General features: G+C 73.5%; 20 protein-coding genes and 1 pseudogene. 13 read left to right on the top strand and 8 right to left on the bottom strand.

All coding sequences use genetic code 11. The features are described from left to right. Window positions 1–2: 2 nt before the first annotated feature. On the bottom strand, window positions 3–551 hold the full coding sequence (locus tag ACSHWO_RS06160) for a hypothetical protein (protein ID WP_438310350.1): 549 nt from the start codon (window positions 549–551) through the stop codon (window positions 3–5). Window positions 552–702: 151 nt separating this feature from the next. After that, complete coding sequence (locus tag ACSHWO_RS06155; protein WP_438310349.1) at window positions 703–1,422, bottom strand: YczE/YyaS/YitT family protein; 720 nt, start codon at window positions 1,420–1,422, stop codon at window positions 703–705. Between the two features lie 276 nt (window positions 1,423–1,698). On the opposite strand from ACSHWO_RS06155, the gene ACSHWO_RS06150 reads away from it, so the two are divergent. After that, a complete protein-coding gene (locus tag ACSHWO_RS06150; protein ID WP_438310348.1) occupies window positions 1,699–3,543 on the top strand; it encodes a VanW family protein in 1,845 nt (614 codons plus the stop codon). Between the two features lie 43 nt (window positions 3,544–3,586). On the opposite strand, the gene ACSHWO_RS06145 is transcribed toward ACSHWO_RS06150, so the two are convergent. Further along, window positions 3,587–3,811, bottom strand: a complete 225-nt coding sequence (locus ACSHWO_RS06145) for an acyl-CoA carboxylase epsilon subunit (protein ID WP_361092463.1) — start codon at window positions 3,809–3,811, stop codon at window positions 3,587–3,589. After that, window positions 3,808–5,052, bottom strand: a complete 1,245-nt coding sequence (locus tag ACSHWO_RS06140) for a cytochrome P450 (RefSeq protein WP_438310347.1) — start codon at window positions 5,050–5,052, stop codon at window positions 3,808–3,810. Before ACSHWO_RS06140 ends, ACSHWO_RS06145 begins: the two co-directional genes overlap by 4 nt. A 225-nt stretch (window positions 5,053–5,277) precedes the next feature. On the opposite strand from ACSHWO_RS06140, the gene ACSHWO_RS06135 reads away from it, so the two are divergent. From ACSHWO_RS06135 to ACSHWO_RS06120, 4 genes are read left to right on the top strand one after another with little or no spacing between them, the layout of a single operon-like run. Beyond that, complete coding sequence (locus tag ACSHWO_RS06135; RefSeq protein WP_361092469.1) at window positions 5,278–6,327, top strand: type III polyketide synthase; 1,050 nt, start codon at window positions 5,278–5,280, stop codon at window positions 6,325–6,327. A gap of 28 nt (window positions 6,328–6,355) precedes the next feature. Further along, entirely contained in the window at window positions 6,356–7,573 is a 1,218-nt protein-coding gene (locus ACSHWO_RS06130) for a cytochrome P450 (RefSeq protein WP_404234951.1), read from the top strand. Beyond that, window positions 7,570–8,106, top strand: coding sequence for a cupin domain-containing protein (locus tag ACSHWO_RS06125; RefSeq protein ID WP_361092475.1), 537 nt, complete (start codon window positions 7,570–7,572; stop codon window positions 8,104–8,106). Before ACSHWO_RS06130 ends, ACSHWO_RS06125 begins: the two co-directional genes overlap by 4 nt. Window positions 8,107–8,159: 53 nt before the next feature. Further along, the gene (locus ACSHWO_RS06120) at window positions 8,160–9,131 is read left to right on the top strand and encodes a hypothetical protein (protein ID WP_361092478.1); all 972 of its coding nucleotides are present in this window, start codon (window positions 8,160–8,162) and stop codon (window positions 9,129–9,131) included. A 3-nt stretch (window positions 9,132–9,134) separates the two neighbouring features. On the opposite strand, the gene ACSHWO_RS06115 is transcribed toward ACSHWO_RS06120, so the two are convergent. The 3 genes from ACSHWO_RS06115 to ACSHWO_RS06105 form a co-directional block, all read right to left on the bottom strand. Further along, entirely contained in the window at window positions 9,135–10,703 is a 1,569-nt protein-coding gene (locus ACSHWO_RS06115) for a DHA2 family efflux MFS transporter permease subunit (protein WP_438310346.1), read from the bottom strand. Window positions 10,704–10,844: 141 nt separating this feature from the next. Further along, entirely contained in the window at window positions 10,845–11,936 is a 1,092-nt protein-coding gene (locus ACSHWO_RS06110; RefSeq protein ID WP_438310345.1) for an NUDIX domain-containing protein, read from the bottom strand. A gap of 89 nt (window positions 11,937–12,025) precedes the next feature. Beyond that, window positions 12,026–12,649: a LysE/ArgO family amino acid transporter gene (locus tag ACSHWO_RS06105; protein WP_361092487.1), complete on the bottom strand. Its 624-nt coding sequence runs from the start codon at window positions 12,647–12,649 to the stop codon at window positions 12,026–12,028. A gap of 69 nt (window positions 12,650–12,718) precedes the next feature. Here ACSHWO_RS06105 and ACSHWO_RS06100 point away from each other — a divergent pair, with 69 nt between their 5' ends. The 7 genes and pseudogenes from ACSHWO_RS06100 to ACSHWO_RS06070 all read left to right on the top strand — a co-directional run bounded on the left by ACSHWO_RS06100 (window position 12,719) and on the right by ACSHWO_RS06070 (window position 20,076). Beyond that, window positions 12,719–13,681, top strand: coding sequence for a LysR family transcriptional regulator ArgP (locus ACSHWO_RS06100; RefSeq protein WP_385805011.1), 963 nt, complete (start codon window positions 12,719–12,721; stop codon window positions 13,679–13,681). A 9-nt stretch (window positions 13,682–13,690) separates the two neighbouring features. Continuing rightward, the gene (locus ACSHWO_RS06095) at window positions 13,691–14,083 is read left to right on the top strand and encodes a TOBE domain-containing protein (protein ID WP_438310344.1); all 393 of its coding nucleotides are present in this window, start codon (window positions 13,691–13,693) and stop codon (window positions 14,081–14,083) included. Between the two features lie 88 nt (window positions 14,084–14,171). After that, window positions 14,172–15,254: a magnesium/cobalt transporter CorA gene (gene corA / locus ACSHWO_RS06090; RefSeq protein ID WP_361092494.1), complete on the top strand. Its 1,083-nt coding sequence runs from the start codon at window positions 14,172–14,174 to the stop codon at window positions 15,252–15,254. A 340-nt stretch (window positions 15,255–15,594) separates the two neighbouring features. Continuing rightward, complete coding sequence (locus ACSHWO_RS06085) at window positions 15,595–15,948, top strand: DUF805 domain-containing protein (RefSeq protein ID WP_361092501.1); 354 nt, start codon at window positions 15,595–15,597, stop codon at window positions 15,946–15,948. Window positions 15,949–16,203: 255 nt separating this feature from the next. Further along, window positions 16,204–18,429, top strand: a complete 2,226-nt coding sequence (locus tag ACSHWO_RS06080; RefSeq protein ID WP_438310343.1) for an NADP-dependent isocitrate dehydrogenase — start codon at window positions 16,204–16,206, stop codon at window positions 18,427–18,429. A gap of 163 nt (window positions 18,430–18,592) precedes the next feature. Beyond that, window positions 18,593–19,128, top strand: a pseudogene (locus ACSHWO_RS06075) (GNAT family N-acetyltransferase). Window positions 19,129–19,236: 108 nt separating this feature from the next. Next, on the top strand, window positions 19,237–20,076 hold the full coding sequence (locus tag ACSHWO_RS06070) for a type II toxin-antitoxin system PemK/MazF family toxin (RefSeq protein ID WP_438310342.1): 840 nt from the start codon (window positions 19,237–19,239) through the stop codon (window positions 20,074–20,076). Window positions 20,077–20,101: 25 nt separating this feature from the next. On the opposite strand, the gene ACSHWO_RS06065 is transcribed toward ACSHWO_RS06070, so the two are convergent. Beyond that, window positions 20,102–20,587: a hypothetical protein gene (locus tag ACSHWO_RS06065; RefSeq protein WP_438310341.1), complete on the bottom strand. Its 486-nt coding sequence runs from the start codon at window positions 20,585–20,587 to the stop codon at window positions 20,102–20,104. Between the two features lie 230 nt (window positions 20,588–20,817). Between ACSHWO_RS06065 and ACSHWO_RS06060 the strand changes: the two genes are divergently transcribed. Beyond that, window positions 20,818–22,560: a glycoside hydrolase family 71 protein gene (locus ACSHWO_RS06060; protein ID WP_438310340.1), complete on the top strand. Its 1,743-nt coding sequence runs from the start codon at window positions 20,818–20,820 to the stop codon at window positions 22,558–22,560. The last annotated feature ends 93 nt before the right edge of the window (window positions 22,561–22,653 follow it).

Raw genomic sequence — 22,653 nt, 5'->3', positions numbered from 1 at the left:
CGTCAGGTGTACAGGAAGACCGTGTCGAACCAGACCCGGTCGTCCTTCTCGTGCAGGAGGAACCGGCCCTCGGCCTCCTCGCCGGACGGGGACTGCGACGGCTCCCGGGCGAGGACCCGCAGGTCGTACGCCGTACTCGCCCGCCAGCCGGCCCGGTCGGGCACGTGCTTCGCCAGTGGCGCGGGGAGGTCGGCGGGCAGGGACACCGTCTCGAAGCGCTCCCCCGCCGGGGCCGCCGCGAGCGTGGCGGCCACCGCGCCGGCGGCCAGCCGGGCCACACCGACCAGCCGGATCCGCGAGTCCTGGCCAGGGATGGTCTGCCGCTTGCCCGCCTCGTCGAGGTCGTACCCGAGCCAGTGCGCGTCGGACAGCTCGCCCAGCGCCGGGAACCGCTCGCGCAGCGGTTCGGTGCCGGTCCGTACGCGGAGGTGGTCCTCGTTCGGCCGGAGCTCCGCGCAGCCGGCCGTCGCGGCGAGGGGCAGCAGCGCGGCCCCGCCGAGCAGGGTGAGGAACCGCCGGCGCTCCGTGCCGCCGCTCCGCCGTCCGGTCATCGGTTCCCCCCGCTTCGTGCGTGCCACCGGGCCCGGCCCCCGTCCTTCCGCCGTGCCGCGACGGCCGGGATACCGGAGAGACGCTCTCGGGACGCGGGCGGTTGCGCCGCGTACCCGCGGTCCGCTTCCACCGGCCGGAGCTCGACCCGGGTCACCGGCCCCCGCCGTGCCGCTCGGGCGGGCCGGACCCGGCGATGACGAGGGACCGGCCTTCGGCGGCGTACGGCGGCACGGACGCCGGCCGGTCCCGTCCGGCGGCTCCGGGCAGGGCGAAGACCCGCAGGAAGAACTGGGCGAGCGGGCCGATGGCCAGGGCGTAGAGGACGGTGCCCAGGCCGACGCTGCCGCCGAGCAGGAAGCCGGCCGCGAGCACGGTGAGCTCGATCCCGGTGCGCACGAGCCGCACCGACCGCCCGGTTCGCCGGTGCAGCCCCGTCATGAGGCCGTCGCGCGGGCCCGGCCCGAAGGCGGCCGCGATGTACAGGCCGGTGGCGACGCCGTTGAGGACCACGCCCGCCGCCAGTGCACCCGCCTGGGCCGGAGCGCCGTGCACGTCGGGCACCACCGCCAGAGTGGCGTCCATGGACAGCCCGACCGCGAACACGTTGGACACGGTGCCCAGGCCGGGCCGCTGCCGCAGCGGCCACCACAGCAGCAGCACCAGCGCCCCGACGGCCACGGACACGGCGCCGATGGTCCACCCGGTGTGCTCGGCGAGGCCCTGGTGGAAGACGTCCCAGGGGCCGAGCCCGAGCCCCGCCCGGACCAGGAGCGCCGAGCTCGCGCCGTAGAGGGCGAGGCCGGCGTAGAGCTGGAGGAGCCGGCGGGGGAGGCGCCCCGCGGGGCGTGCGGAGGGTGGGGCGGTGGACACGGGTGGTGCCTTTCGTGCGAGCCAAAGACCGTCGTCCCACACGGTGTGGCATGCGCTCCTGGTCCGCACAGGGCCAATTCCGGGTAAGTGGCCCTACTTCCGTTCCGTGCTGCTGTCCGGCATGGGGGCGGACGTGATAACACGCACATTTTTGGTCGTTTTCGTCCGAATTGGTGAATCCTGGTGAGCGGTCCGGCGCACGGTTCGTGTCTCGGGTGGGTCGCCGGCCGCCACAGCCACCACTGCGATACGGCATACCGCCGCCACGGGAGAGACATGCGACGCGCACACCGCCTGCTGAACGACTGGCGTACGGCCCTGCCCCTCGCGGGCGGAGCCGTCGTACTCGGTTTCGGCGGCCTGTACCTCGCCGGCCTCGCCGCGGGCGACGTCATCGCCGACGGTACGAGCGTGCGCGGCGTCGACATCGGCGGCATGAGCCGCGCGGAGGCCCTGACCGCCCTCGAGCGGAGCCTCGGCCCGGCGGCCGCCGCGCCGATCACGCTGCAGCTCGAAGGTGGCCGCACCGCGCAGGCCGTGCCCGCCTCCTTCGGCCTCACCCTCGACGCCGAGGCCACCGTCGACCGCGCCGCGCGGTCCGGCTCCGACCCGGTCACCGTGATCGGGCGGCTGGTCGCACCGGCGGAGAACCGCGCCGTCGAGCCGGTCGTCCGCGTCGTCGACGGCTCAGCCGGCCCGGCCCGGGCGGCCGAGGAGCTCGCCGACTCCGCCGGGAGCGCGCCCCGCGACGGCGCCGTCACCTTCAGTGACGGCGAGGCCCGGTCCGTCGCCCCCGCCCAAGGGGTGACCGTACGGGCCGACCAGGCGGCCCAGGTCGTCCGCGCCGCCTACCTGAGCCCGCAGGCCGGCCCCGCGACCCTGCCGGTGGTGCTCACCGAGCCGGCGGTCGACCAGCAGGAGACCGCGCGGGCCATGAAGGAGTTCGCCGAGCCCGCGATGTCCGGGCCCGTCACCCTCACCGCCGCCGGGAAGCGGATCGTCCTCACCCCGGAGGTCCTCGGCCGGCACCTGACGCTGGAGGCCGACGCCGCGGGCCGGCTCGTCCCGAAGCTCGACTCCGCGGGGCTGCTCGCGGAGAAGGACGTCGCCCGGCAGGTGGCCGCGATCACCAAGGCCCCGCGCACGGTCGCCTTCGACGCGGACGCCGCCGGCCGGGCCGTGGTCACCAGGGACGCGCGCAGCGGCGTACGGGTCACCGCGAAGGACCTCGGGGACGCCGTCCTGCCCCTGCTGACCCGGACGGGCGCCGACCGTACGGCGGAACTCGCCACGACGGCCGTCCCGCCGCGGCTCACCGCACAGGAGGCCCGGCAGATCGGCATCAAGGAGCAGCTGTCGACCTTCACGGTCAACTTCCCGGCCGCCCCGTACCGGACCACCAACATCGGGCGGGCGGTGGAGCTGATCAACGGCTCGGTCGTCCGGCCGGGCGAGACCTGGAGCTTCAACAGGACGGTCGGCGAGCGGACCGAGGCGAACGGCTTCGTCGACGGGATCATGATCAACGACGGCCGGTTCGTGAAGTCGCCCGGCGGCGGCGTCTCGGCGGTCGCGACGACGATGTACAACGCCATGTTCTTCGCCGGGCTGAAGCCGCTGGAGCACGGGGCGCACTCCTTCTACATCGAGCGCTACCCCGAGGGCCGCGAGGCCACCGTCGCCTGGGGCACCCTCGACCTGCGCTGGAAGAACGACTCCGGCAACGCGGTCTACGTCCGGGCGAAGTCCACGGACTCCTCGCTGACCGTCACCCTGCTCGGCACGAAGGCGTACGACGAGATCCGCGCCGTCAAGGGCCCCCGGACCAACGTCACCCCGCCGAGGAAGATCGAGGACTCGGGTCCGAAGTGCGAGGTGCAGACGCCGCTGGAGGGCTTCGACGTGGCCGTCGACCGGCTCTTCCTGCGGGGCGGGCAGGAGGTCAAGCGGGAGACGTACCACACCCACTACATCCCGCGCGACGAGGTGACCTGCGACCCGAAGACCCCCGCGGCTCCGGCCGCCCCCGCGGCCCCCGCCGCTCCGGCCGCCCCCGCGGCCCCCGCGGCTCCGGCCACTCCCGCGGCCCCCGCCGCTCCGGCGGCGCCCGCTTCCGCGTAGACGCCGCCGGCCCCGGCGGGGGCGCCGTCCGCCCCCGCCGCCCTCAGTGGGTGAACGGGGGACGCGGACGGGCGCGCCAGGAGTGCACGGGATGCTCGACCAGGGACGGCAGGTTGCGGTCCCAGTGGGCGCGGTGACGCCGGGTCGAGTGGTGCGGCACCGCCATGGCGCCCGTACGGGCCAGCATCATCAGGGCGGCCGTGAGGGCCGCCAGTTCTATGTGGTCGGGGCGGCCCCGCACCACCCGGATCCGGTGCCGGCGTATCACCAGGACACCGGGAGGGACTTGGGTCCGCGGATCAGCCCGCCGGTCTGCCATTCGACCTGCTCCGGCGGGACGGCCAGGGCGAGGCGCGGGTAGCGGTCGAGCAGCGTGGCCAGCATGAGCTCGGACTCCATCCGGGCCAGCATCGAGCCGACGCAGTGGTGGGGGCCGTTGCCGAAGGCCATGTGGGCGATCGGGCCGCGGTCGAAGTCGAGGGTGTCGGGGTCGGGGAAGACCTCGGGGTCGCGGTTGGCGGCCAGATACGAGGAGTAGACCGCCTCCCCGGCCTTGATGGTGACCCCGGCGATCTCGACGTCCCGCATCGCGATCCGCGGCAGGCCCACTCCGCTGCGGTGCGGGATGAAGCGCAGCAGTTCGTCGACGGCCTGGGGGATCAGGTGCCGCTCGGCGCGCAGCCGTTCGAGGTGCTGCGGATGGGTGAGCAGGGCGTAGACCATGTTGGCGCTGTTGTTGCGGACCGCGTGCGCCCCGCTCACCAGGATGGCGGTGGCCAGGGAGACGGCTTCGTCGTCGGTGATCTCGCCGGCCGCGGCGGCGGCGGTGAGCACTCCGGCGAGGTCGTCGCCGTGCTTCTTGCGGCGCATGTCGAGCAGGGCCACGATCGTCTCGCGGACCGTCTTCAGGGCGTCGACGCTCTGGGCGGGGGCCGGGCCCGGTGTCATGGCCACGTTCGCCCAGGAGGTCATGTCCGCCCGCATCTCCTGCGGCATGCCCAGCAGGTCGGCGACGGCCGCGAGCGGGAGCGGGCCGTGCAGGTGCTCGACCAGGTCCGCGGGGGATCCGTGCCGCTCCATCGCGTCCAGGAGGCCGTCGAGGGTCTGCTGCACCGTCGGGCGCAGCCGGTTCATCGCCTTGCCGGTGAAGGCCCGCGCCACCACCCGGCGCATGTTGTTCAGGCGGGGCGGGTCCGCGTAGTTGAGCGACGCCTTCTGAGAGGCGATCGCGTGCGGGGAGGAGGCCGTCACCGAACGGCCGACCAGCTCCTCCCGGCTGAAGCGGGGATCGGTCGTGGCCGCCTTGACGTCGCTGTAGCGGGACATCAGCCACGCACTGCCCTGGCCGAACGGCAGCTGGATCCGGGCGGCCCGTTTCTCCTTCAGGCGGTCGTGCAGGAACGGGTCGAACTCGAGGGCCTCGAAGTCGTCCAGGCTCCAGCAGTGCACCGTCTCGTCCGTGGCCGGGTCCTTGCCGGGCTCCACGGCCGTGTGCGGGTCTGACGTCATCGTTCACATCTCCCTGCGTGGATGGCACCCCCCGCGGCTCGATCCCGCGGAAAAAGGACTTCCGCGGACATATCGACCAGCTCATCCTTTCCCGCTCGCCCCGCGCACCGCTGCCTTCCTCCGGCAGCGTCACCGGATTGGCCCATGTCCCCCAACGCCGTAGTCCCGCGCGCGCATCGGCCCGGGGTCCGTGAGGCTGTGTCAGACACGAAAGGAGAGCCACCCATGGCGACTCTGTGCAGGCCAACGGTGTCCGTACCCGAGCACGTGATCACGATGGAGCAGACCCTCGACCTGTGCCGGTCCGTCCACGCGGACCATCCTCAGCTCGAACTGGCGCTGCGCCTGATCCGGAACACCGGCGTAGCGAAGCGGCACATCGTGCAGCCCATCGAGGAGACCCTCAAGCACCCCGGCTTCGAATCGCGCAACGCCGTGTACGAATCCGAGGCCAAGGCCCGGGTCCCCGCGGTGGTGCGGCAGGCGCTGGAGGACGCGCAGCTGCGCGCCAAGGACATCGACATGATCATCTACGTGTCGTGCACGGGCTTCATGATGCCCTCGCTCACCGCGTGGATGATCAACGAGATGGGCTTCCGGACGGACACGCGGCAGCTGCCCATCGCCCAGCTGGGCTGCGCGGCGGGCGGGGCGGCGGTCAACCGGGCGCACGACTTCTGCACCGCGTACCCCGAGGCGAACGCCCTGATCGTTTCGTGCGAGCTCTGCTCGCTGTGCTACCAGCCGAGTGACCTGGAGGTCGGCAACCTGCTCTCCAACGGCCTGTTCGGCGACGGCGTGGGCGCCGCAGTGGTCCGCGGCCGCGGCGGAACGGGCATGGAGATCCACCGCAACAGCTCGTACATCATCCCCAGGACCGAGGACTGGATCATGTACGACGTCAAGTCCACCGGGTTCCACTTCAAGCTGGACCGGCGGGTGCCCGGCACCATGGAACCGCTCGCCCCGTCCCTCAAGGAACTGGCCAAAGCCCATGGCTGGGACGCCGCCGCCCTGGACTTCTACATCATCCACGCGGGCGGTCCGCGCATCCTGGACGACCTCAGCAAGTACCTCGGTGTGGCACCCGAAGCATTCCGCTTCAGTCGGGCCACACTGACCGAGTACGGCAACATCGCCAGCGCCGTCGTCCTCGACGCACTGCGTCGACTCTTCGAAGAGAACCGCACGGCCGACGCCGCGAAGGGCCTGCTGGCCGGATTCGGCCCGGGCATCACCGCAGAGATCTCACTGGGCAGCTGGACCTCGCAATGAGGAACCGGGTGAGGGAGGAATCCGAAGCATGCTGAAGGACGGCCCCGCAACCGCACGGCCACCCATCACGCACTGGCCCACCCCGGCCCTGGACGGGGTCGACTTCGACCCCGTCCTCGCCGGCCTGATGGAGGCGGGACCGGTCACCCGGATCCGCCTCCCCAACGGGTCCGGCTGGGCCTGGCTCGTCTGCCGGTACGACGACGTGCGGATGGTGGCCAACGATCCCCGGTTCAGCCGCAAGCTGGTCGCCGAACACGACGTCACCCGGCTGGCCCCCCACTTCATCCCCGCACCGGGCGCGGTCGGCTTCGAGGACCCGCCCGACCACACCCGGCTGCGGCGCACCGTCGCGGCCGCGTTCACCACCACCGGGGTCGAGCGGCTCCGCCGCCGCGCCCAGGAGATGCTCGACGTCATCGTCGAGCGGATCCTGGCCGACGGGCCGCCCGCCGACCTCACCGAGCGCCTCCTCGCCCCCTTCCCGCTCGCCGTCGTGTGCGAGCTGATGGGCGTTCCCGAGGAGGACCGGCCCATGGTCCACGAATGGACCACGCTCATCCTCTCCTCCGCCCAGGGCGCCGAGCGCAGCGAGCGGGCGAAGGACGAGGCGTTGGCCTACCTGGCCGCCCGGTTGGGCTCGGGGGAGGTGCCCCACGACGACAGCGTCATCGGGCTCCTCGACAAGGCCGTCCGGGACGGCGAGGTCACGCTGGAGGAGGCCACCGGCCTGGGCCTGCTCATCCAGATCGGCGGCGAGGCCGTCACCAACAACGTGGGCAACATGGTCTACATCCTGCTCACCCGGCCGGACCTGATGCAGAAGCTCCGCGACGACCCCTCCCTGCGCCCCGCCGGCCTGAACGAGCTGCTGCGCTACATCCCCCACCGCAACGCGGTGGGGCTCTCCCGGATCGCCCTGGAGGACGTCACCGTCGCCGGCCACCGCATCCGGGCCGGCGAGGCCGTCTACGTCTCCTACCTGGCCGCCAACCGCGACCCGGACGTCTTCCCCGACCCCCACGAGCTGCACCTGGACCGCAGCCCCAACCCGCACGTCTCCTTCGGGTACGGCCCCCACTTCTGCCCCGGGGCCATGCTCGCCCGCCTGGAGTCCGAGCTGCTCGTCGACGCGTTGCTCGACCGCTTCCCGGACATCCGCTTCACCGTCCCCCTGGACGAACTGCACTGGCGGCCGGGGGCGCTGATCCGCGGCCCCGAAGGCCTGCCGGTGACCTGGTCATGACCGCGCACGTGGCCCGTGACGGCCTGCTCGTCCCACCCGGCCACGGGCGCACCCTCCACACCGAGGCCCAGCAGGTCACCTTCAAGGTCACCGGCGAGCACTCCTCGGTGGCCTCCAGTTTCGAGGTCGTCGTCCCGCCCGGATTCGACGTCGGGGCCCACCGGCACGTGCGCAGCGAAGAACTGTTCTACGTCCTGGAGGGTGAACTCGACGTCATGGCGTTCGAGCCGCGCGTGCGCAGCGGCGACGACTGGCGACACTGGGAGTCGCTCGACGGGCGCCAGGTCGTACGGGCCACCCCCGGCACCGTGATCGTGGTCCCGCCAGGCTGTCCGCACGCCTTCGCCAACCCCACCGGCCAGCCGGCCCGCATGTTCTTCCAGGCCTCACCGCCGCCCGACCACGAGCGGTACTTCGAGGAGCTCCTCGCCCTGCTCGACGCGGGTACCTCCCCGGATCCCGCCGAGATCAGCCGACTGCGGGCCCGCTACGACATCGAACAGCTCACGCCGCTGCGCCACGGGCTGTCCTGACCGACCACCACGCACCACCCCCACCACCACACCCCCACGCTCGGGAGAACCTGATGTTGCGCACTCGCCGCAAACTCCGCACCGCCACGTACGCTCTGGCCGGCTCGGTCATCGCCGCCGCCGCGCTGGCGGCGGGCCCGGCCCAGGCCGCCGATTCCCTGCCGTCCTACTGGTGCTACCTCAACGGTGTCGAGGTCCGGTCCGGGCTGACGGTGGTGAGAGGCACGCCGGGCGTCGACACGATCCTGTGCGAGAACGACGTCGAGAACGTCATCATCGACGGCGCCGGCGGCAACGACAACATCCGGGTCAAGGGCATGGTCGTCGACTCCCAGGTGCTCGGCGGCGAGGGCGACGACACCATCCAGGTCAACAACCTGTACCCGCGGGGCGGCAACTCGTCCGTGCGCGGCGGCGCGGGCGACGACACCATCATCACCGCGCTGGTCATGGGCACGGCCGAGCACGGCGCCACCGTCTACGGCGACCACGGCGCCGACAAGATCACCACGGGCAGCGTGCTGGGCGAGCCCGGTGCGTACCAGCGCGGCGGCGGCCAGGTGTTCGGCAACGACGGCAGCGACACCATCCGCACGGGCAACGTGGACCTCGGCGGCCGGGTCCTCGGCGGCAGCGAGCACGACATCATCGAGCCCAAGTCGGTGGGCGCGGAGTCCGCGGGCACCGTCCAGGGCGGCCCCGGCAACGACAAGGTCCGCGGTCAGGACGACTCCGTCCTGACCATCGGTCCCGGCTACGCCCAGGTCGACGGCGGCCTCGGGGTCAACTCCTGCAAGCTGAAGCACTTCTCGACCGGCGAGCGGGTCCGCAGCTCGGTCGCGAACTGCGCGGTGGCCACGACCCCGGCCACGTCCACGACGCCGGCGGCTCCCGCGAACCCCGCGACGCCGGCGAACCCGGCGATGCCCGCGGCCCCGGAGGGCTCCGCACCCGCGGCGCCGTCCGTCTCCTCCCCCTCGACCCCCAAGGAGCCGGCGGCGCCGGGGCGTCCGTCGCGTCCCTAGGGCTCAGGCCCCCGAGGGACGGCGGCCGCCGGGAGCGCCGTGCGCGCGCTCCATGGACAGGCCGCCGGGCAGCAGGAACAGGGTCAGCACGGCCCCGGCGGTGAAGATCGCCGCCGAGGCCGTGAACACCGTGTGGTAGCTCTCCAGGGAAGCCCGCGCCATCAGTTCCGGCGCGGGCTGCCGGCCTGCCAGGACACGGGAGACGGTGCCCGCGGCCAGGGTGCTCATGAGGGCCGTCCCCACCGACCCCCCGATCTGCCGCATGGCGTTGACCGTCGCGGAGCCCACCCCGGCGTCCCGGGGGTCGATGCCCGCCGTACCGAGGTTCATGGCCGCCGCCGTGATCAGCCCCATGCCGAGGCCCGTCGCCATCTGCCCGGGCAGCACCTCGACGACGTACGGGCCCGAGGCCGACAGGTGCGACATCCAGGCCATCCCGCACGCCGAGAGCAGCATGCCCGTGACGATGCGGGGCCGCCCGCCCGCCTTGCCCAGCAGGCCCAGGTTGCTGCCGATAGCGCTGAGCATGGTGCATCCGGACATCGGCAGGAACGCCAGGCCGGTCCTGGCCGGGCCGTACCCGCGGGTGTGCTGGAGGTAGTACGTCAGGAACAGGAACACCCCGAACATGCCCACGCCCGTGATGAACACGGACATCAGGGCCGTCGCCCGGACCCGGTCGAGGACGATCCGCAGCGGCAGCAGCGGGTGCGTGCTGCGCCGCTGCCACCAGGCGAACGCGGCCAGCAGTGCGGTGCCGGTGGTGAGCAGGCCCAGCGGCTCCAGCGAGCGCCAGCCGTGCGGGCCCGCGGTGGCCAGCCCGTAGACCAGGCAGAACAGCCCCGACGAGGCCAGGACCGTGCCCGGCAGGTCCAGCCGGGGCGGGGCGGTGGGCGCCGAACGGCGCAGCAGCAGGACGCCGCCGGTGACGGCGACGGCCGCGAACAGGACGTTCACGTACAGGGTCGAGCGCCAGCTCAGGTGCTCGGTGATCACCCCGCCGAGCAGCAGCCCCACCGCGCCCCCGGACGCGGCCAGCGCCCCGAACACGCCGAAGGCCTTGCCGCGTTCGGCGGGCGCCGAGAAGGTCGTCGTGAGCAGCGAGAGCGCGGCCGGGGCGAGCAGGGAGGCGAACACGCCCTGCAGGGTGCGGGCCGTGACGAGGACGCCGAACGTGGCCGCCGCCCCGCCGACGGCCGAGGCCGCGGCGAAGCCGATCTGGCCGGTGAGGAAGGCCCGGCGGCGCCCGATCAGGTCCGCGAGGCGTCCGCCGAGCAGCAGCAGGCTGCCGAAGGCGATCGCGTACGAGGTGACCACCCACTGCCGCTGCTGGTCGGAGAAGCCCAGGTCTTCCTGGATGGAGGGGAGGGCGATGTTCACGATGGTCGCGTCGAGGACGACCATCAGCTGGGCCAGGCCGATGACGGCCAGGACCCACCAGCGGCGCGGATCGGGTGGGGCGGCGGCGCCGGCGGGCGGGGCGGTGCCGGTGGCGGGCCCGGATCCGGGCCCGGTGCGGCGTCCGGGGGTGGAGCCTGGGCCGGCAGCTGAGCCGGTCGGTTCTGCGGACATGGTGGACTCCATGGGTTCCGCTCGTTCCCGCAGGCGAGAACGTGTGGGCGTGGGGGGACTGTCTCCTCCGACGATGCGTGAGACCGGCCCGCCGTCCGCGCGTCGCCACGCCACGGGGCCGCCCGGATGGCCCAGCAGCCCCTACCGCTTCCGGTCGGCCGCCCCGCCCGCACCGACCGGGCGGCCCGCGTGCAGCTCCAGCGGGCCGGTGCCCTCCGCGCGCGCCCGCAGGCAGGCCTCGATCTGCCGGCGCAGGTTCGGCTTGACCAGACCGCGCAGCTCCCCGGGGGCCGCCGTGCGCCAGCGCAGCAGTTCGCCCGGGGCCAGGCGGATCCGGGCGAGCGTGCCGGCGTCCAGGACCCCGCCGTCGTAGAGGAAGCGGATCCGGGCCGGGTAGCCCGGCTTGTGGGCCCAGTTGACGCCGAGCAACCGGCCCGGCTCCAGTTCGAGGCCGAGCTCCTCGTGCGCCTCCCGCCGGGCCGCGGCGCGCGGGATCTCCCCGAGGTCGCTGTCGATGCCGCCGCCGGGCAGGTGCCACCGGCCGGGCCTGCCGTACGCGGGCTCCACCAACAGGACGCCGCCGGCCTCGTCGGTGCACAGCATGCTCGCCGCGGTCAGGGCCTTGGGCCGGGAGGCGCGGTGGCTCGCCGCGTCGAACAGGCCCGCGTGCTCCAGGGCCGTGCGCCGCTGCGGGTCCAGGCCGGCCGGCGAGCCCGCCTGCGGCACGCCGCCGACGAGGTGGGCGATCGAGCCCGCGCGCAGGGCGGCCAGCCCGGCGCGCAGCCGGGGCGCGATCCGGGCGGGCAGCACCGCGTACGCCTCCTCCGGTGGGAGCCAGTGGGCCCCGCGGACCTCCCCGTCGGGGAACGACAGCGCGGCGGCCTGCGCGCGGGACAGCGGCCCGACGAGGTGGACGTGCACGACGAGGGAGCGCCCCAGGGACCCCGGGGTCCGCGCGTCCACCGCGAGCAGCCGGCCGACCGGAACGCTCAGGTCCAGCTCCTCCTTCAGCTCGCGGGCCAGCCCCTCCTCCGGTGTCTCGGTGTCCTCGACGGTGCCGCCCGGCAGCTCCCGGCCCGCCTTGTAGGAGGGGGTCAGGACCAGGACCCGCCCGGCGTCGTCCAGGACGATGCCCGTGGCGGCGACGAGCGGGGCCGGCTGGGCGGCGTAGTACGCGCGCACCTGCTCGGGGGAGGGGCGGTCGGTCGGGCGGTCGGGCGGGGTGTCGGGCACGGCGGGCTCCTGTGGTCGGGCGGAGGCAGGGTGTGCGTACCCCGCGCCCCGCCGGGCCACGCCCCGCCGGGGTCGGGCCCGGGCGGCGGTCAGGCGCGGGCCAGCAGCATCCCGCCCATGGTGACCATGGTCGCCGCGACGAGGCCGTCCAGCACCCGCCAGGCCCTGGGCCGCGCGAGCACGCCGCTGAGCAGGCGGGCCCCGTAGCCGAGGCCGGCGAACCAGATCAGGCTGGCCAGCCCGGCCCCGATGCCGAAGGCCCAGCGCAGGTCGCCGCGGTCGGCGGCGAGGGAGCCGAGCAGCAGCACGGTGTCCAGGTAGACGTGCGGGTTGAGCCAGGTCATGGCCAGGCAGGTGAGGACGGCCCGGCGGCGGGAGGAGGAGGCGGCCCCCGCGGTGTCCAGGGCGGCGCCGGGCTCCGGCCGCAGCACCCGCCGGGCGGCGAGGACCCCGTAGCAGACCAGGAACGTGCCGCCGGCGAGGCCGACGGCGGTCAGTGCGGCCGGCCAGGCGGTGACGAAGGCGCCGACCCCGGCGACGCCGAGGGCGATCAGGGCGGCGTCGGAGAGGGCGCAGATGGCGACCACGGCGAGGACGGCCTGGCGGCGCACCCCCTGGCGCAGGACGAAGGCGTTCTGGGCGCCGATGGCGACGATGAGGGAGAGTCCGGTGCCGAAGCCGGCGAGGGCCGCCGTGATGATGCCGTGTGTCATGTGTTCGACCATATGAACGGCGCGGGGCGCAGTACAGCTAAAGATTTTTACGTACCCTTAGCGATCGTGATGGACGAACTCCCCCTGGACCAGGTCCGCACCCTCCTCGCCGTGGTGGACGAGGGCACGTTCGACGCGGCCGCGGCCGCCCTGCACGTCACCCCGTCGGCGGTCAGCCAGCGGGTCAAGGCCCTCGAACAGCGGACCGGGCGGGTGCTGCTGATGCGCACCAAACCGGTCCGGGCCACCGAGTCCGGGCAGGTCGTGGTGCGGTTCGCCCGGCAGTTGGCCCGTCTGGAGCGCGACGCGCGGGCCGAGCTCGGCATGGCCCAGGAGGAGGGCGGCCCGGTGCGGCTGCCCATCGCCGTCAACGCGGACTCGCTCGCCACCTGGTTCCTGCCCGCCCTCACCCGCGTGCCGCAGGACCCGCCGGTCCTCTTCGAGCTGCACCGGGAGGACGAGTCCCACACCACGGCGCTGCTGCGGGAGGGACAGGTCATGGCGGCCGTCACCTCCTCCCCGGACCCGGTGGCGGGCTGCACCGTACGGCGGCTGGGCCTGGCCCGGTACCTGCCGGTGGCGAGCCCCGCGTTCGTCGCCCGGCACCTGCCGGGTGCGGGTGCGGGGGAGCCGGCCGTGCGGGCGGGTCTGGGACGGGCGCTGCGCCGGGCGCCGGTGATCGTCTTCGACCGGCGGGACGTGCTCCAGGACGCGTTCGTACGCTCGCTGACGGGCGACGAGGACGCCGCTGCCGGCCCGCTGCGGCACCACGTGCCCACCTCGGAGGGGTTCTGCGACGCGGTCGCCGCCGGACTGGGCTGGGGGCTGGTCCCGCAGCCGCAGGCCGAGCCGCTGGTCCGGTCGGGCGAGCTGGTGCTGCTGCTGCCCGGGCGGCCCCTGGACGTTCCGCTGTACTGGCAGCAGTGGAAGCTCGACTCGCCCGCCCTGTCGCTGGTCGCGGGCGTGGTCGCGGCCGCCGCGGCCGGGGCGCTCCTGCCCGGGGCGCCCGCGGGGCCGGGGTCCGGCCCGTAGGCTGCGGCCATGGACTCCTACACGATCGGCCAGGCGGCCCGGCTGCTCGGCGTGAGCGTCGACACGGCCCGCCGCTGGGCGGACGCCGAGCGGTTCCCGACCCGCCGGGAGGGCGCGCGGCGCATGGTGGACGGGCCCGACCTCGCCGCGTTCTGCGTCCAGGTCGCGCGGGAGGCGGCCGAGGCCGGGGAAGCCTCGTCCACCTCGGTGCGCAACTCCTTCCCCGGCATCGTCACCGCGGTGAAGCTCGGCATCGTGGACGCCCAGGTGGAGATCCAGGCGGGGCCGCACCGGGTGGTGTCGCTGCTGACCCGGGAGGCGGTGGAGGAACTGGGCCTGGAGGTGGGGGTACGGGCCGTGGCCCGGGTGAAGTCGACGAGCGTGTTCGTCGACCGCGCCTGACCCTCGGCGCGGGGCGCGAGCACGGGCGGGCACCGGCGGCGGTGGCAGACTGGCCGCTGATCCGCCGAAGGGAAGTACACCGTTGTCCATGTTCAGCAACCTGCGCCGGGCGGTGCGCCGCGGCTACCGGCGGGCCGTCGACCTGAGCCACCCGGCCCGTTCCCCGCTCGGCAGCGCGGTGGTCAACTGCATCGTCTACCAGGACGGGGTGCGCCAGGAGGGTTGCGCCGAGGTCGAGGAGGCGCTGCGGCGGGTCCGCAAGACGGGCGAGGGCTTCGTGTGGATCGGTCTGCACGAGCCGACGCAGGAGGAGCTCGCCGGGCTGGCCAGGCTGTTCGGCCTGCACCCGCTCGCGGTCGAGGACGCCGTGCACGCCCACCAGCGGCCCAAGGTGGAGCGGTACGACGACATACTGTTCGCCGTCTTCAAGACCGTCCGCTACGTGGAGCACGAGGAACTCACCGCGACCAGCGAGGTGGTGGAGACCGGCGAGCTGATGGCCTTCACCGGGGAGGACTTCGTCATCACCATCCGGCACGGCGGCCGCGGCACGCTCGGCCCGGTCCGCGAGAGCCTGGAAGCGGCCCCCGAGCAACTGGCCAAGGGTCCGGCGGCCGTTCTGCACGCCATCGCCGACCACGTCGTCGACGACTACGTGGCCGTCACGGACGCGGTGCAGAACGACATCGACGCCGTCGAGACCGCCGTGTTCAGCGACGACGGCGCCCGGGGCGACGCGGGCCGCATCTACCAGCTCAAGCGCGAACTGCTGGAGCTGCGCCGGGCGGTGGCCCCGCTGGCCCGGCCGCTGGAGCAGCTGGCCACGCAGCCGATACAGGCCATCCCGCTGGAGGCGCGCGCGTACTTCCGGGACGTCGCCGACCACCTGACCCGGGCGACCGACCAGATCAACGGCTACGACGCCCTGCTCGACTCCATCCTCCAGGCCCACCTCGCCCAGGTGACGGTGGCCCAGAACGAGGACATGCGGAAGATCACCGCATGGGCGGCCATCGTCGCCGTGCCGACCATGGTCTGCGGGGTCTACGGCATGAACTTCGACCACATGCCCGAACTCCACTGGACCTACGGGTATCCGGCCGTGCTCGGTGTGATGGCCCTGGCGTGCTTCGTCATCCACCGCGGGTTCCGCCGCAACGGCTGGCTCTGACGAGGTCGCGGTGGCGTAACGATGTGGCCAACGGAGGGCTGCGATCCGCAGGTTGCCGGGCCTGAGGCGGTGCGGTTGCCGGCTCCGGCGAACCGGGCAAAACGGCACGCGCGCCCCCCTGGGCACCTCACGCCACCTCCTTTTCGTCACGCCGCGTGACAGGTGGTCGCCGGTGTGTTCCAAGTGGCCCCTGAGGGCGCTGGAATTGGTCGCCCAGGGCGCCGGAATGAGTCATTCCGCCTACTCCGCAAGTGGCTTGACCGCGACGTAAGCGGGGCATAAGTTCTGCCCCGGCTTGCTCCAGCAGGACGGGCCGACGAACCGTCCTCTGGGGGGACCTGTGAACCACTACACCGACGTTCTCAAGAAGTACGCCGTCTTCTCCGGCCGCGCCCGCCGGCAGGAGTACTGGATGTTCTTCCTGTTCAACATGGCCGCCGCGATCATCCTCGCCATCGTCGACGGCGCGCTCGGCACCTACCCGCTGCTCTACGGCATCTACGCCCTCGCCGTGCTGCTCCCGAGCCTGGCCGTCGGCATCCGCCGCCTGCACGACACCGGCAAGTCCGGCTGGTGGATGTTCATCGGCCTCGTCCCGCTGATCGGTGGCATCTGGCTGATCGTCCTCATGGCCACCGAGGGCCAGCCGCAGCCGAACCAGTACGGCCCGAACCCGAAGGCCGTCCAGGCCTGACCCGGCCGTCCGCCGGCCGACCGGCCGGTACGTCCGAACGCCTGAGCGCCGCCCCCGCCGGAAACGGTCGGGAGCGGCGCTCTCGCCGTCTCCGGGCCGGGAATCCGCCGGTCAGGGCGCCCCTTCCGGCGCAGGGGTGACAAGCGTCTCGCGACGCATCGGGCAGGGGACTGTCCAGACCTGCCCGATCACGAGATATCTTGATGTCGAGCAATCTTGCAGACGTGAGACGCAGACTGTGGAGCGGAGCATCCGGTGACTGACTCGACCATCATCTACACGCACACTGACGAGGCCCCGGCCCTCGCGACGTATTCCTTCCTGCCTGTGATCCAGGCCTACGCGTCGACGGCCGGTGTGAATGTCGAGACCCGTGACATCTCCCTGGCCGGTCGCATCATCGCCTCCTTCCCCGAGTACCTGGAGGAGGGCCAGCGCATCGCCGACGCCCTCGCCGAGCTCGGCGAGCTGGCGAAGACGCCGGAAGCCAACATCATCAAGCTGCCCAACATCTCGGCCTCGATCCCGCAGCTGAAGGCCGCGGTCGCCGAGCTCCAGGGCCAGGGCTACGCGCTCCCGGACTACCCGGACGACCCGAAGTCCGACGAGGAGCGCGAGATCCGCTCCCGCTACGACAAGGTCAAGGGCTCCGCCGTGAACCCGGTCCTGCGCGAGGGCAACTCCGACCGCCGCGCCCCCGCCTCGGTCAAGAACTACGCCAAGGCCCACCCCCACCGCATGGGCGCCTGGACCGCCGACTCCAAGACCAACGTCGCCACCATGGGTGAGAACGACTTCCGCTCCACCGAGAAGTCCGCCACCGTCGCCGAGGCCGGCACCCTGCGTATCGAGCACGTCGCCGCCGACGGCGCCGTCACCGTCCTGCGCGAGTCCGTCCCGGTCCTGGCCGGCGAGGTCGTCGACGCCTCCGTGATGCGCGTCGCCGCCCTGCGCACCTTCCTGTCGGAGCAGGTCGCCCGCGCCAAGGCCGAGGGCGTGCTGTTCTCCGTGCACCTCAAGGCCACGATGATGAAGGTCTCCGACCCGATCGTCTTCGGCCACGTCGTGCGCGCCTTCTTCCCGCAGACCTTCGCCAAGTACGGCGAGGTCCTGGCCGCCGCCGGCCTGTCCCCGAACGACGGCCTCGGCGCCATCCTGAACGGGCTGGCGTCCGTCCCGAACGGCCTGGGCGACGAGATCAAGGCCTCCTTCGACGCCGAGCTCGCCGAGGGCCCGGCCCTGGCGATGGTCGACTCGGACAAGGGCATCACCAACCTGCACGTCCCGTCCGACGTCATCGTCGACGCCTCGATGCCGGCCATGATCCGCACCTCCGGCCACATGTGGGGCCCGGACGGCCAGGAGGCCGACACCCTCGCCGTCCTCCCGGACAGCAGCTACTCCGGCGTCTACCAGGCCGTCGTCGAGGACTGCAAGGCGCACGGCGCCTTCGACCCGGCCACCATGGGCTCCGTCCCGAACGTCGGCCTGATGGCGCAGAAGGCCGAGGAGTACGGCTCCCACGACAAGACCTTCGAGATCGCCGCCGCCGGTACCGTCCGCCTGGTCGACGCCGCCGGCAACACCGTCCTGGAGCAGGAGGTGTCCGAGGGCGACATCTTCCGCGCCTGCCAGACCAAGGACCTGCCGATCCAGGACTGGGTCAAGCTCGCCGTCACCCGCGCCCGCGCCACCGGCGCCCCGGCCGTCTTCTGGCTCGACGAGACCCGCGCCCACGACGCGCAGCTGATCGCCAAGGTCAACACCTACCTCGCCGACCACGACACCGAGGGCCTGACCATCAAGGTCCTCTCCCCGGTCGAGGCGACCAAGTTCTCCCTGGAGCGCATCCGCCGCGGCGAGGACACCATCTCGGTGACCGGCAACGTCCTGCGCGACTACCTGACCGACCTCTTCCCGATCCTGGAGCTGGGCACCAGCGCCAAGATGCTGTCGGTCGTCCCGCTGATGGCGGGCGGCGGCCTGTTCGAGACGGGTGCCGGCGGCTCCGCCCCGAAGCACGTCCAGCAGCTGGTCAAGGAGAACTACCTGCGCTGGGACTCGCTCGGCGAGTTCTTCGCGCTGGCCGCCTCCTTCGAGCACCTCGCCACCACCACCGGCAACGCCCGCGCCCAGGTCCTGGCCGACACCCTCGACCGCGCCACCGGCACCTTCCTCAACGAGGACAAGTCGCCGACCCGTCGCGTCGGCGGCATCGACAACCGCGGCAGCCACTTCTACCTGGCCATGTACTGGGCGCAGGAGCTGGCCAAGCAGACCGACGACGCGGAGCTCGCGGCCGCCTTCGGCCCGCTGGCCAAGTCGCTGACCGAGGCCGAGCAGACCATCGTCGGCGAGCTCGTCGCCGTCCAGGGATCCCCGGCCGAGATCGGCGGCTACTACCAGCCCGACCCGGCGAAGGCCGCCTCCGTCATGCGTCCGTCGGCGACCTTCAACCAGGCGATCGCCACCCTGGCCTGAGGCCGGACGGCCCCGTGACCGGGCCGTCCGCAGGTCTTCCCGGGTCCGCCCCGGCCGGCAGCAGCCGGCCGGGGCGGACCCCGTGTCCGGCGGTGCGCGCACCGTTCGCGGGCGGTGCGGAAACCGTTTGCGGTCCCGGCCGGAGCGGGGCTAGGAAGAACGGGTGATCCAGGGACAACTCGCCGGACTGCGCGCCCGGCACGCCGATGACGTCGCCGTACTCCACGCCGAGCTGTACGAGGACGTCGCGACCCGCTCGCGCGCCGACTCGCGGCCCTGGCGGCCGCTGGCCGCATCCGGCGGCCACTCCCCGTACGAGCCCGCCGCCCCGACCGACGACGCGGCCGTCTTCTCCGTGGTCGAGCGGGCCTCGGGCGAGCTGGCGGGGGAGGCGCTGCTGTGGGGCATCGACACCCACAACCGCTGCGCCCACCTCGGCATCTCGCTGCTCCCCGGCAGCCGGGGCCGCGGGCTCGGGGCGGAGACCGTGCACCTGCTGTGCCGGGGTACGGGTTCACCGTGCGCGGGTTGCACCGGCTCCAGGTGGACACCCTCGCCGACAACACCGCGATGATCAGTGCGGCGCGGCGGGCGGGCTTCACCCTGGAGGGCACCCTCAGGCGGTCCGCCTGGGTGTCCGGGGAGTTCGTGGACGAGGTCGTCCTCGGCCTGCCCGTCGACGAGTGGAAGCAGCCCTGACGGGATCCGTATGACCCGTCGCAGGTGCGCCACGACTGTCCAACAGTGGCCCCTGGCGCGGGTGTTGCCCGTGCGTTAGCGTGCGGCCCCGGAGTGGGGGGAGGCTTGGTGACACGTCGCGACAACACGTCACGCGCGGGAACCGGCTGCGCGGGCTACCTGCTGCTCAACGTCGTGGGGCTGGTCGGCTGCCTGCTGGCCCTCCCCGTCCTGCTACCGGACCTGATGGCCGAGCAGCCCCCGCCGCTGGAGGTGGAGGGCGCCGGCCGGTGGGCCGTCGTCTACGGTGTCCCGGTCGCCGCGGCGTGCGTGCTCACAGCCGTGGCGGGCGGGGCGGGGCGCTTCCTGTGGTGGCTGTTCCTGCTGCGGGCCGCCGTCCTCCTGGTCGCCGCCGCCGGGGCCGTGCTGTACGCCGAGACGCGGGTGGCCGGACAGCCGTGGCACGTGCGGGCCCCGGTCGAGGCCCTCTCGGCCGGGCTCGCGGCCCTCGCCGTGCACCTCGTCGTGCGCCGGTGGGACAAGCGGCGCGGGGCCCGCCCGCTCGCGGGCGAGGTGTGGCTGGCCATGGTGCCGTTGCGGGAGGACCCCGAGCGACAGCTGCGGCACTACTGCGTGGTGCTGCAGACCGGCTCCGGCGCGGCGCAGGTCGCCCAGATCACCAGCAAGGACAAGGACGGGCGCCGCGACCACATCCGGATCCCGAACACGGGCTGGGACGAGGTGTCGGGCCGCCCGCACTGGGTGGAGATCGGCCGGCAGCCCCGGGTGGTGCCGTACCGCAGGTTCCTCAAGTCCCGCCCCCAGGGCCGCTGCCCGGACGCGGTCTGGGCACAGCTCCGGGCCCGGCGGCCGACCCCGGTCGCAGCACCCGCGGGGGCCGGTGCGGCGGGCCCGCAGCGGGCGGCGGCCCGGCTGCTGCGACTGGTGCTCGGCCGGAACCGCGGCTGACCGGGGCCGCGTACCCGCCCGCCGCTCAGAGGCGGTGCACGCGCTCCCCGGCCAGTCCGAGCGGGAACCGCCCGGCAGCCAGGATCCGCACCCCCGGGGCCGCCGCGAGCAGCTCCCCGAGCCAGGGCAGCGCCTGCGGGGTGAGGAACTCGCCGCCGTCCAGGACGAGCAGCATGTCCCGCTCGGCGAGCCACGAGAGGGTGCTCGCCGCCCCGCACGGCAGGAACGCCGCCCCCGGGACGCGGCCCAGGGCCGCCGTCAGCTCGCCGATGCCGAAGCGGCGGTCGACGCGGACGACGGCGGTGCCGTCGCAGAAGTTGGACGCGAGCCGCTCGGCCATCTCCCGCACCAGCAGGCTCCGCGGCTCCCGGAACCGACCGGTCACGGTCAGCACCCTCCCGCGCCGCACGGCGGTGAGCAGCCTGGACAGTTCGTCGGACGTCGCCGGGAGCGTCCCGGCGCGACCTGGTTCCCTCATCGGCACGATGCCCCCCATTGCATGCGTGTCCATGCGCGGCCAAGGGTGGATTCGGGCCGCGTGTCGCTGATTATCCGCCACTCCTGACGCAGTGCCAGGGGAATAACCCACTCCGGAGAAACGACCCGCTCGTCCGCGGCCGGCGTAACCCTCCTGGGCCGCACGCTGTACGCGCCAGGGCGAACGGTTGTCCGGGAGGCGGTAATCGGCTCTACTGCTCTTCAGCCCGGACCCCCGGGAGGGCTCCAGGGAGGACACGCACCATGAGAGCGGACCGGACCACGGGCCGACGCGCGCAGCCGCAGGCCGGAACCCGAGCCGAACGGCGCCGCGCCTCGCACCGGCGGCGGCGCGGCTTCCGCCGCCGGCCCCTGCTGACCCTGCTGCTGTCCGGCTCCCTGCTCCTCGGCGTCCTCGCGGCCGGCCTGGCCCTCGACCCCTTCACGGCGGGGGCCGGACAGGACACCGCAGCCCCGCGCACCGGTGAGCCCCGGCCCGCCGCCCCCGCCGCCCCCGGCGGCTCCGGCGCGAGCGGGCGGGACGGCCCCGCCCCCACCCCCGGCGCGGGCCAGGACGGCCCCGGCAAGGGCAAGGCCCCGGCCCCGGTCCCGGACGCCGGCGACAGCGGCGACCACCGGCCCGCCGGCGCCCTGCCGTTCGACATGCCCGAGCCGGCCGCCCTGCGCGCCGCGGCGGGCCCGGGCCGCAAGCCGGTGTTCGCCCACTACTTCACGCCGTACCCGCTCTCCCTCGACAACGTCCGGGCCGACCAGGACTACTACACCCGCAACTACCTGAACCCCGACGGCGAGAACGGCAAGCACGAGCGGTACGGCGGCCTGCTGCGCGACCGGCCCCTGCCCGTCAAGCCCAAGAGCGGCGACTGGGAACTCGCCAACCTCCGCCAGGAGGTGCGCACCGCCCGCACCGCCGGCCTCGACGGGTTCACCCTCGACCTGCTCTCCCTCAGCGGGCAGAACTGGGACCGGGCCAATCTCCTGATGGAGGCTGCCCGTTCGGTCGACCCCGGCTTCAAGATCATGCTGATGCCGGACATGACCTCGTTGTCGACCGAGGACCCGGCGGTCCTCGCCGACGCCGTCGCCGCCCTCGGCGGGGCCCCCGCCGCCCACCGCCTCGGCGACGGCCGCCTCGTCGTCTCCCCCTTCAAGGCGGAGGCGAAGGACCCGGCCTGGTGGAGCCGCTTCATCGACCTGCTGAAGTCCCGGCACGGCATCCGCACCGCGCTCGTCCCGACCTTCCTCGACTTCGACTCCCACCACGAGCGGTTCGCGCCGATCAGCCACGGCTTCTCCGAGTGGGGTTCGCGCAGCTACGTCGGGCAGGAGGGCGCCGCCCGCGACGTGCGGCGGGCGCACGACCTGGGCAAGGTGTGGATGCAGCCCGTCTCCGTCCAGGACGCCCGCCCCAACCAGGGCGTCTACGACGAGGCCGGCAACACCGCCACCCTGCGCACCACCTGGACCCGCGCCATCGAGGACGGGGCCGACTGGGTCCAGCTGACCACCTGGAACGACTACTCCGAGGGCACCCAGTTCGCCCCCTCCGTGCACAACGGCCACGCCTACCTCGACCTGACCTCCTACTACCTGACCCGCTTCAAGACGGGAAGCTGGCCGGAGATCGTCCGCGACACCCTGTACGTCACGGCCCGCACCCAGTTCGCCGCCGCCGACCCCGTCGGCGACCAGTCCCTGGTGATGTCCCTGCGCAAGGGCAGCGCCGCGGCCCGCGACACGGTGGAGGTGCTCAGCTTCCTGACGGCACCGGCGGCCGTCCGCACCCGGACGGGACCGGCCACGGGCACGTACGGGGCCCCGGCCGGGCTCCACTCCGAGCTGCTGCCGCTACGGACCGGCACCAGCGCGGCGGCCGTCGTCCGCGGCGGGAAGACGGGCGCCCGGGCGGAGCTGCCCGTGCCCGTGCAGGGCACGGTCAAGGTCCAGGACCTCCAGTACCACGCCGTCACCAGCGGCCGCAGCTGACCCGTCACCCGTGGCCGCGGCCCCGCGAGGTGGGCCACCCTGGCGCGATTGGCCCTTCCGGCCCGCCCCGCAGCCCCCGATGATCCGGAGACG

It is taken from the genome of Streptomyces pallidus (ex Mingjun et al. 2026), from assembly GCF_051550185.1.
In the GTDB taxonomy this organism is placed as follows: Bacteria; Actinomycetota; Actinomycetes; order Streptomycetales; family Streptomycetaceae; genus Streptomyces.
The sequence above is the reverse complement of the archived record's forward strand: the minus strand, read 5'-3'. Positions and strand labels throughout refer to the sequence as shown.

What these genes read in the sequence shown, in the direction of transcription:
- ACSHWO_RS06160 (WP_438310350.1), bottom strand. Translation starts at nt 551, where the DNA reads ATGACCGGACGGCGGAGCGGCGGCACGGAGCGCCGGCGGTTCCTCACC.
- ACSHWO_RS06150 (WP_438310348.1), top strand. Translation starts at nt 1,699, where the DNA reads ATGCGACGCGCACACCGCCTGCTGAACGACTGGCGTACGGCCCTGCCC.
- ACSHWO_RS06140 (WP_438310347.1), bottom strand. Translation starts at nt 5,052, where the DNA reads ATGACGTCAGACCCGCACACGGCCGTGGAGCCCGGCAAGGACCCGGCC.
- ACSHWO_RS06135 (WP_361092469.1), top strand. Translation starts at nt 5,278, where the DNA reads ATGGCGACTCTGTGCAGGCCAACGGTGTCCGTACCCGAGCACGTGATC.
- ACSHWO_RS06130 (WP_404234951.1), top strand. Translation starts at nt 6,356, where the DNA reads ATGCTGAAGGACGGCCCCGCAACCGCACGGCCACCCATCACGCACTGG.
- ACSHWO_RS06125 (WP_361092475.1), top strand. Translation starts at nt 7,570, where the DNA reads ATGACCGCGCACGTGGCCCGTGACGGCCTGCTCGTCCCACCCGGCCAC.
- ACSHWO_RS06120 (WP_361092478.1), top strand. Translation starts at nt 8,160, where the DNA reads ATGTTGCGCACTCGCCGCAAACTCCGCACCGCCACGTACGCTCTGGCC.
- ACSHWO_RS06115 (WP_438310346.1), bottom strand. Translation starts at nt 10,703, where the DNA reads ATGTCCGCAGAACCGACCGGCTCAGCTGCCGGCCCAGGCTCCACCCCC.
- ACSHWO_RS06105 (WP_361092487.1), bottom strand. Translation starts at nt 12,649, where the DNA reads ATGACACACGGCATCATCACGGCGGCCCTCGCCGGCTTCGGCACCGGA.
- ACSHWO_RS06100 (WP_385805011.1), top strand. Translation starts at nt 12,719, where the DNA reads ATGGACGAACTCCCCCTGGACCAGGTCCGCACCCTCCTCGCCGTGGTG.
- ACSHWO_RS06095 (WP_438310344.1), top strand. Translation starts at nt 13,691, where the DNA reads ATGGACTCCTACACGATCGGCCAGGCGGCCCGGCTGCTCGGCGTGAGC.
- corA (WP_361092494.1), top strand. Translation starts at nt 14,172, where the DNA reads ATGTTCAGCAACCTGCGCCGGGCGGTGCGCCGCGGCTACCGGCGGGCC.
- ACSHWO_RS06065 (WP_438310341.1), bottom strand. Translation starts at nt 20,587, where the DNA reads ATGGACACGCATGCAATGGGGGGCATCGTGCCGATGAGGGAACCAGGT.
- ACSHWO_RS06060 (WP_438310340.1), top strand. Translation starts at nt 20,818, where the DNA reads ATGAGAGCGGACCGGACCACGGGCCGACGCGCGCAGCCGCAGGCCGGA.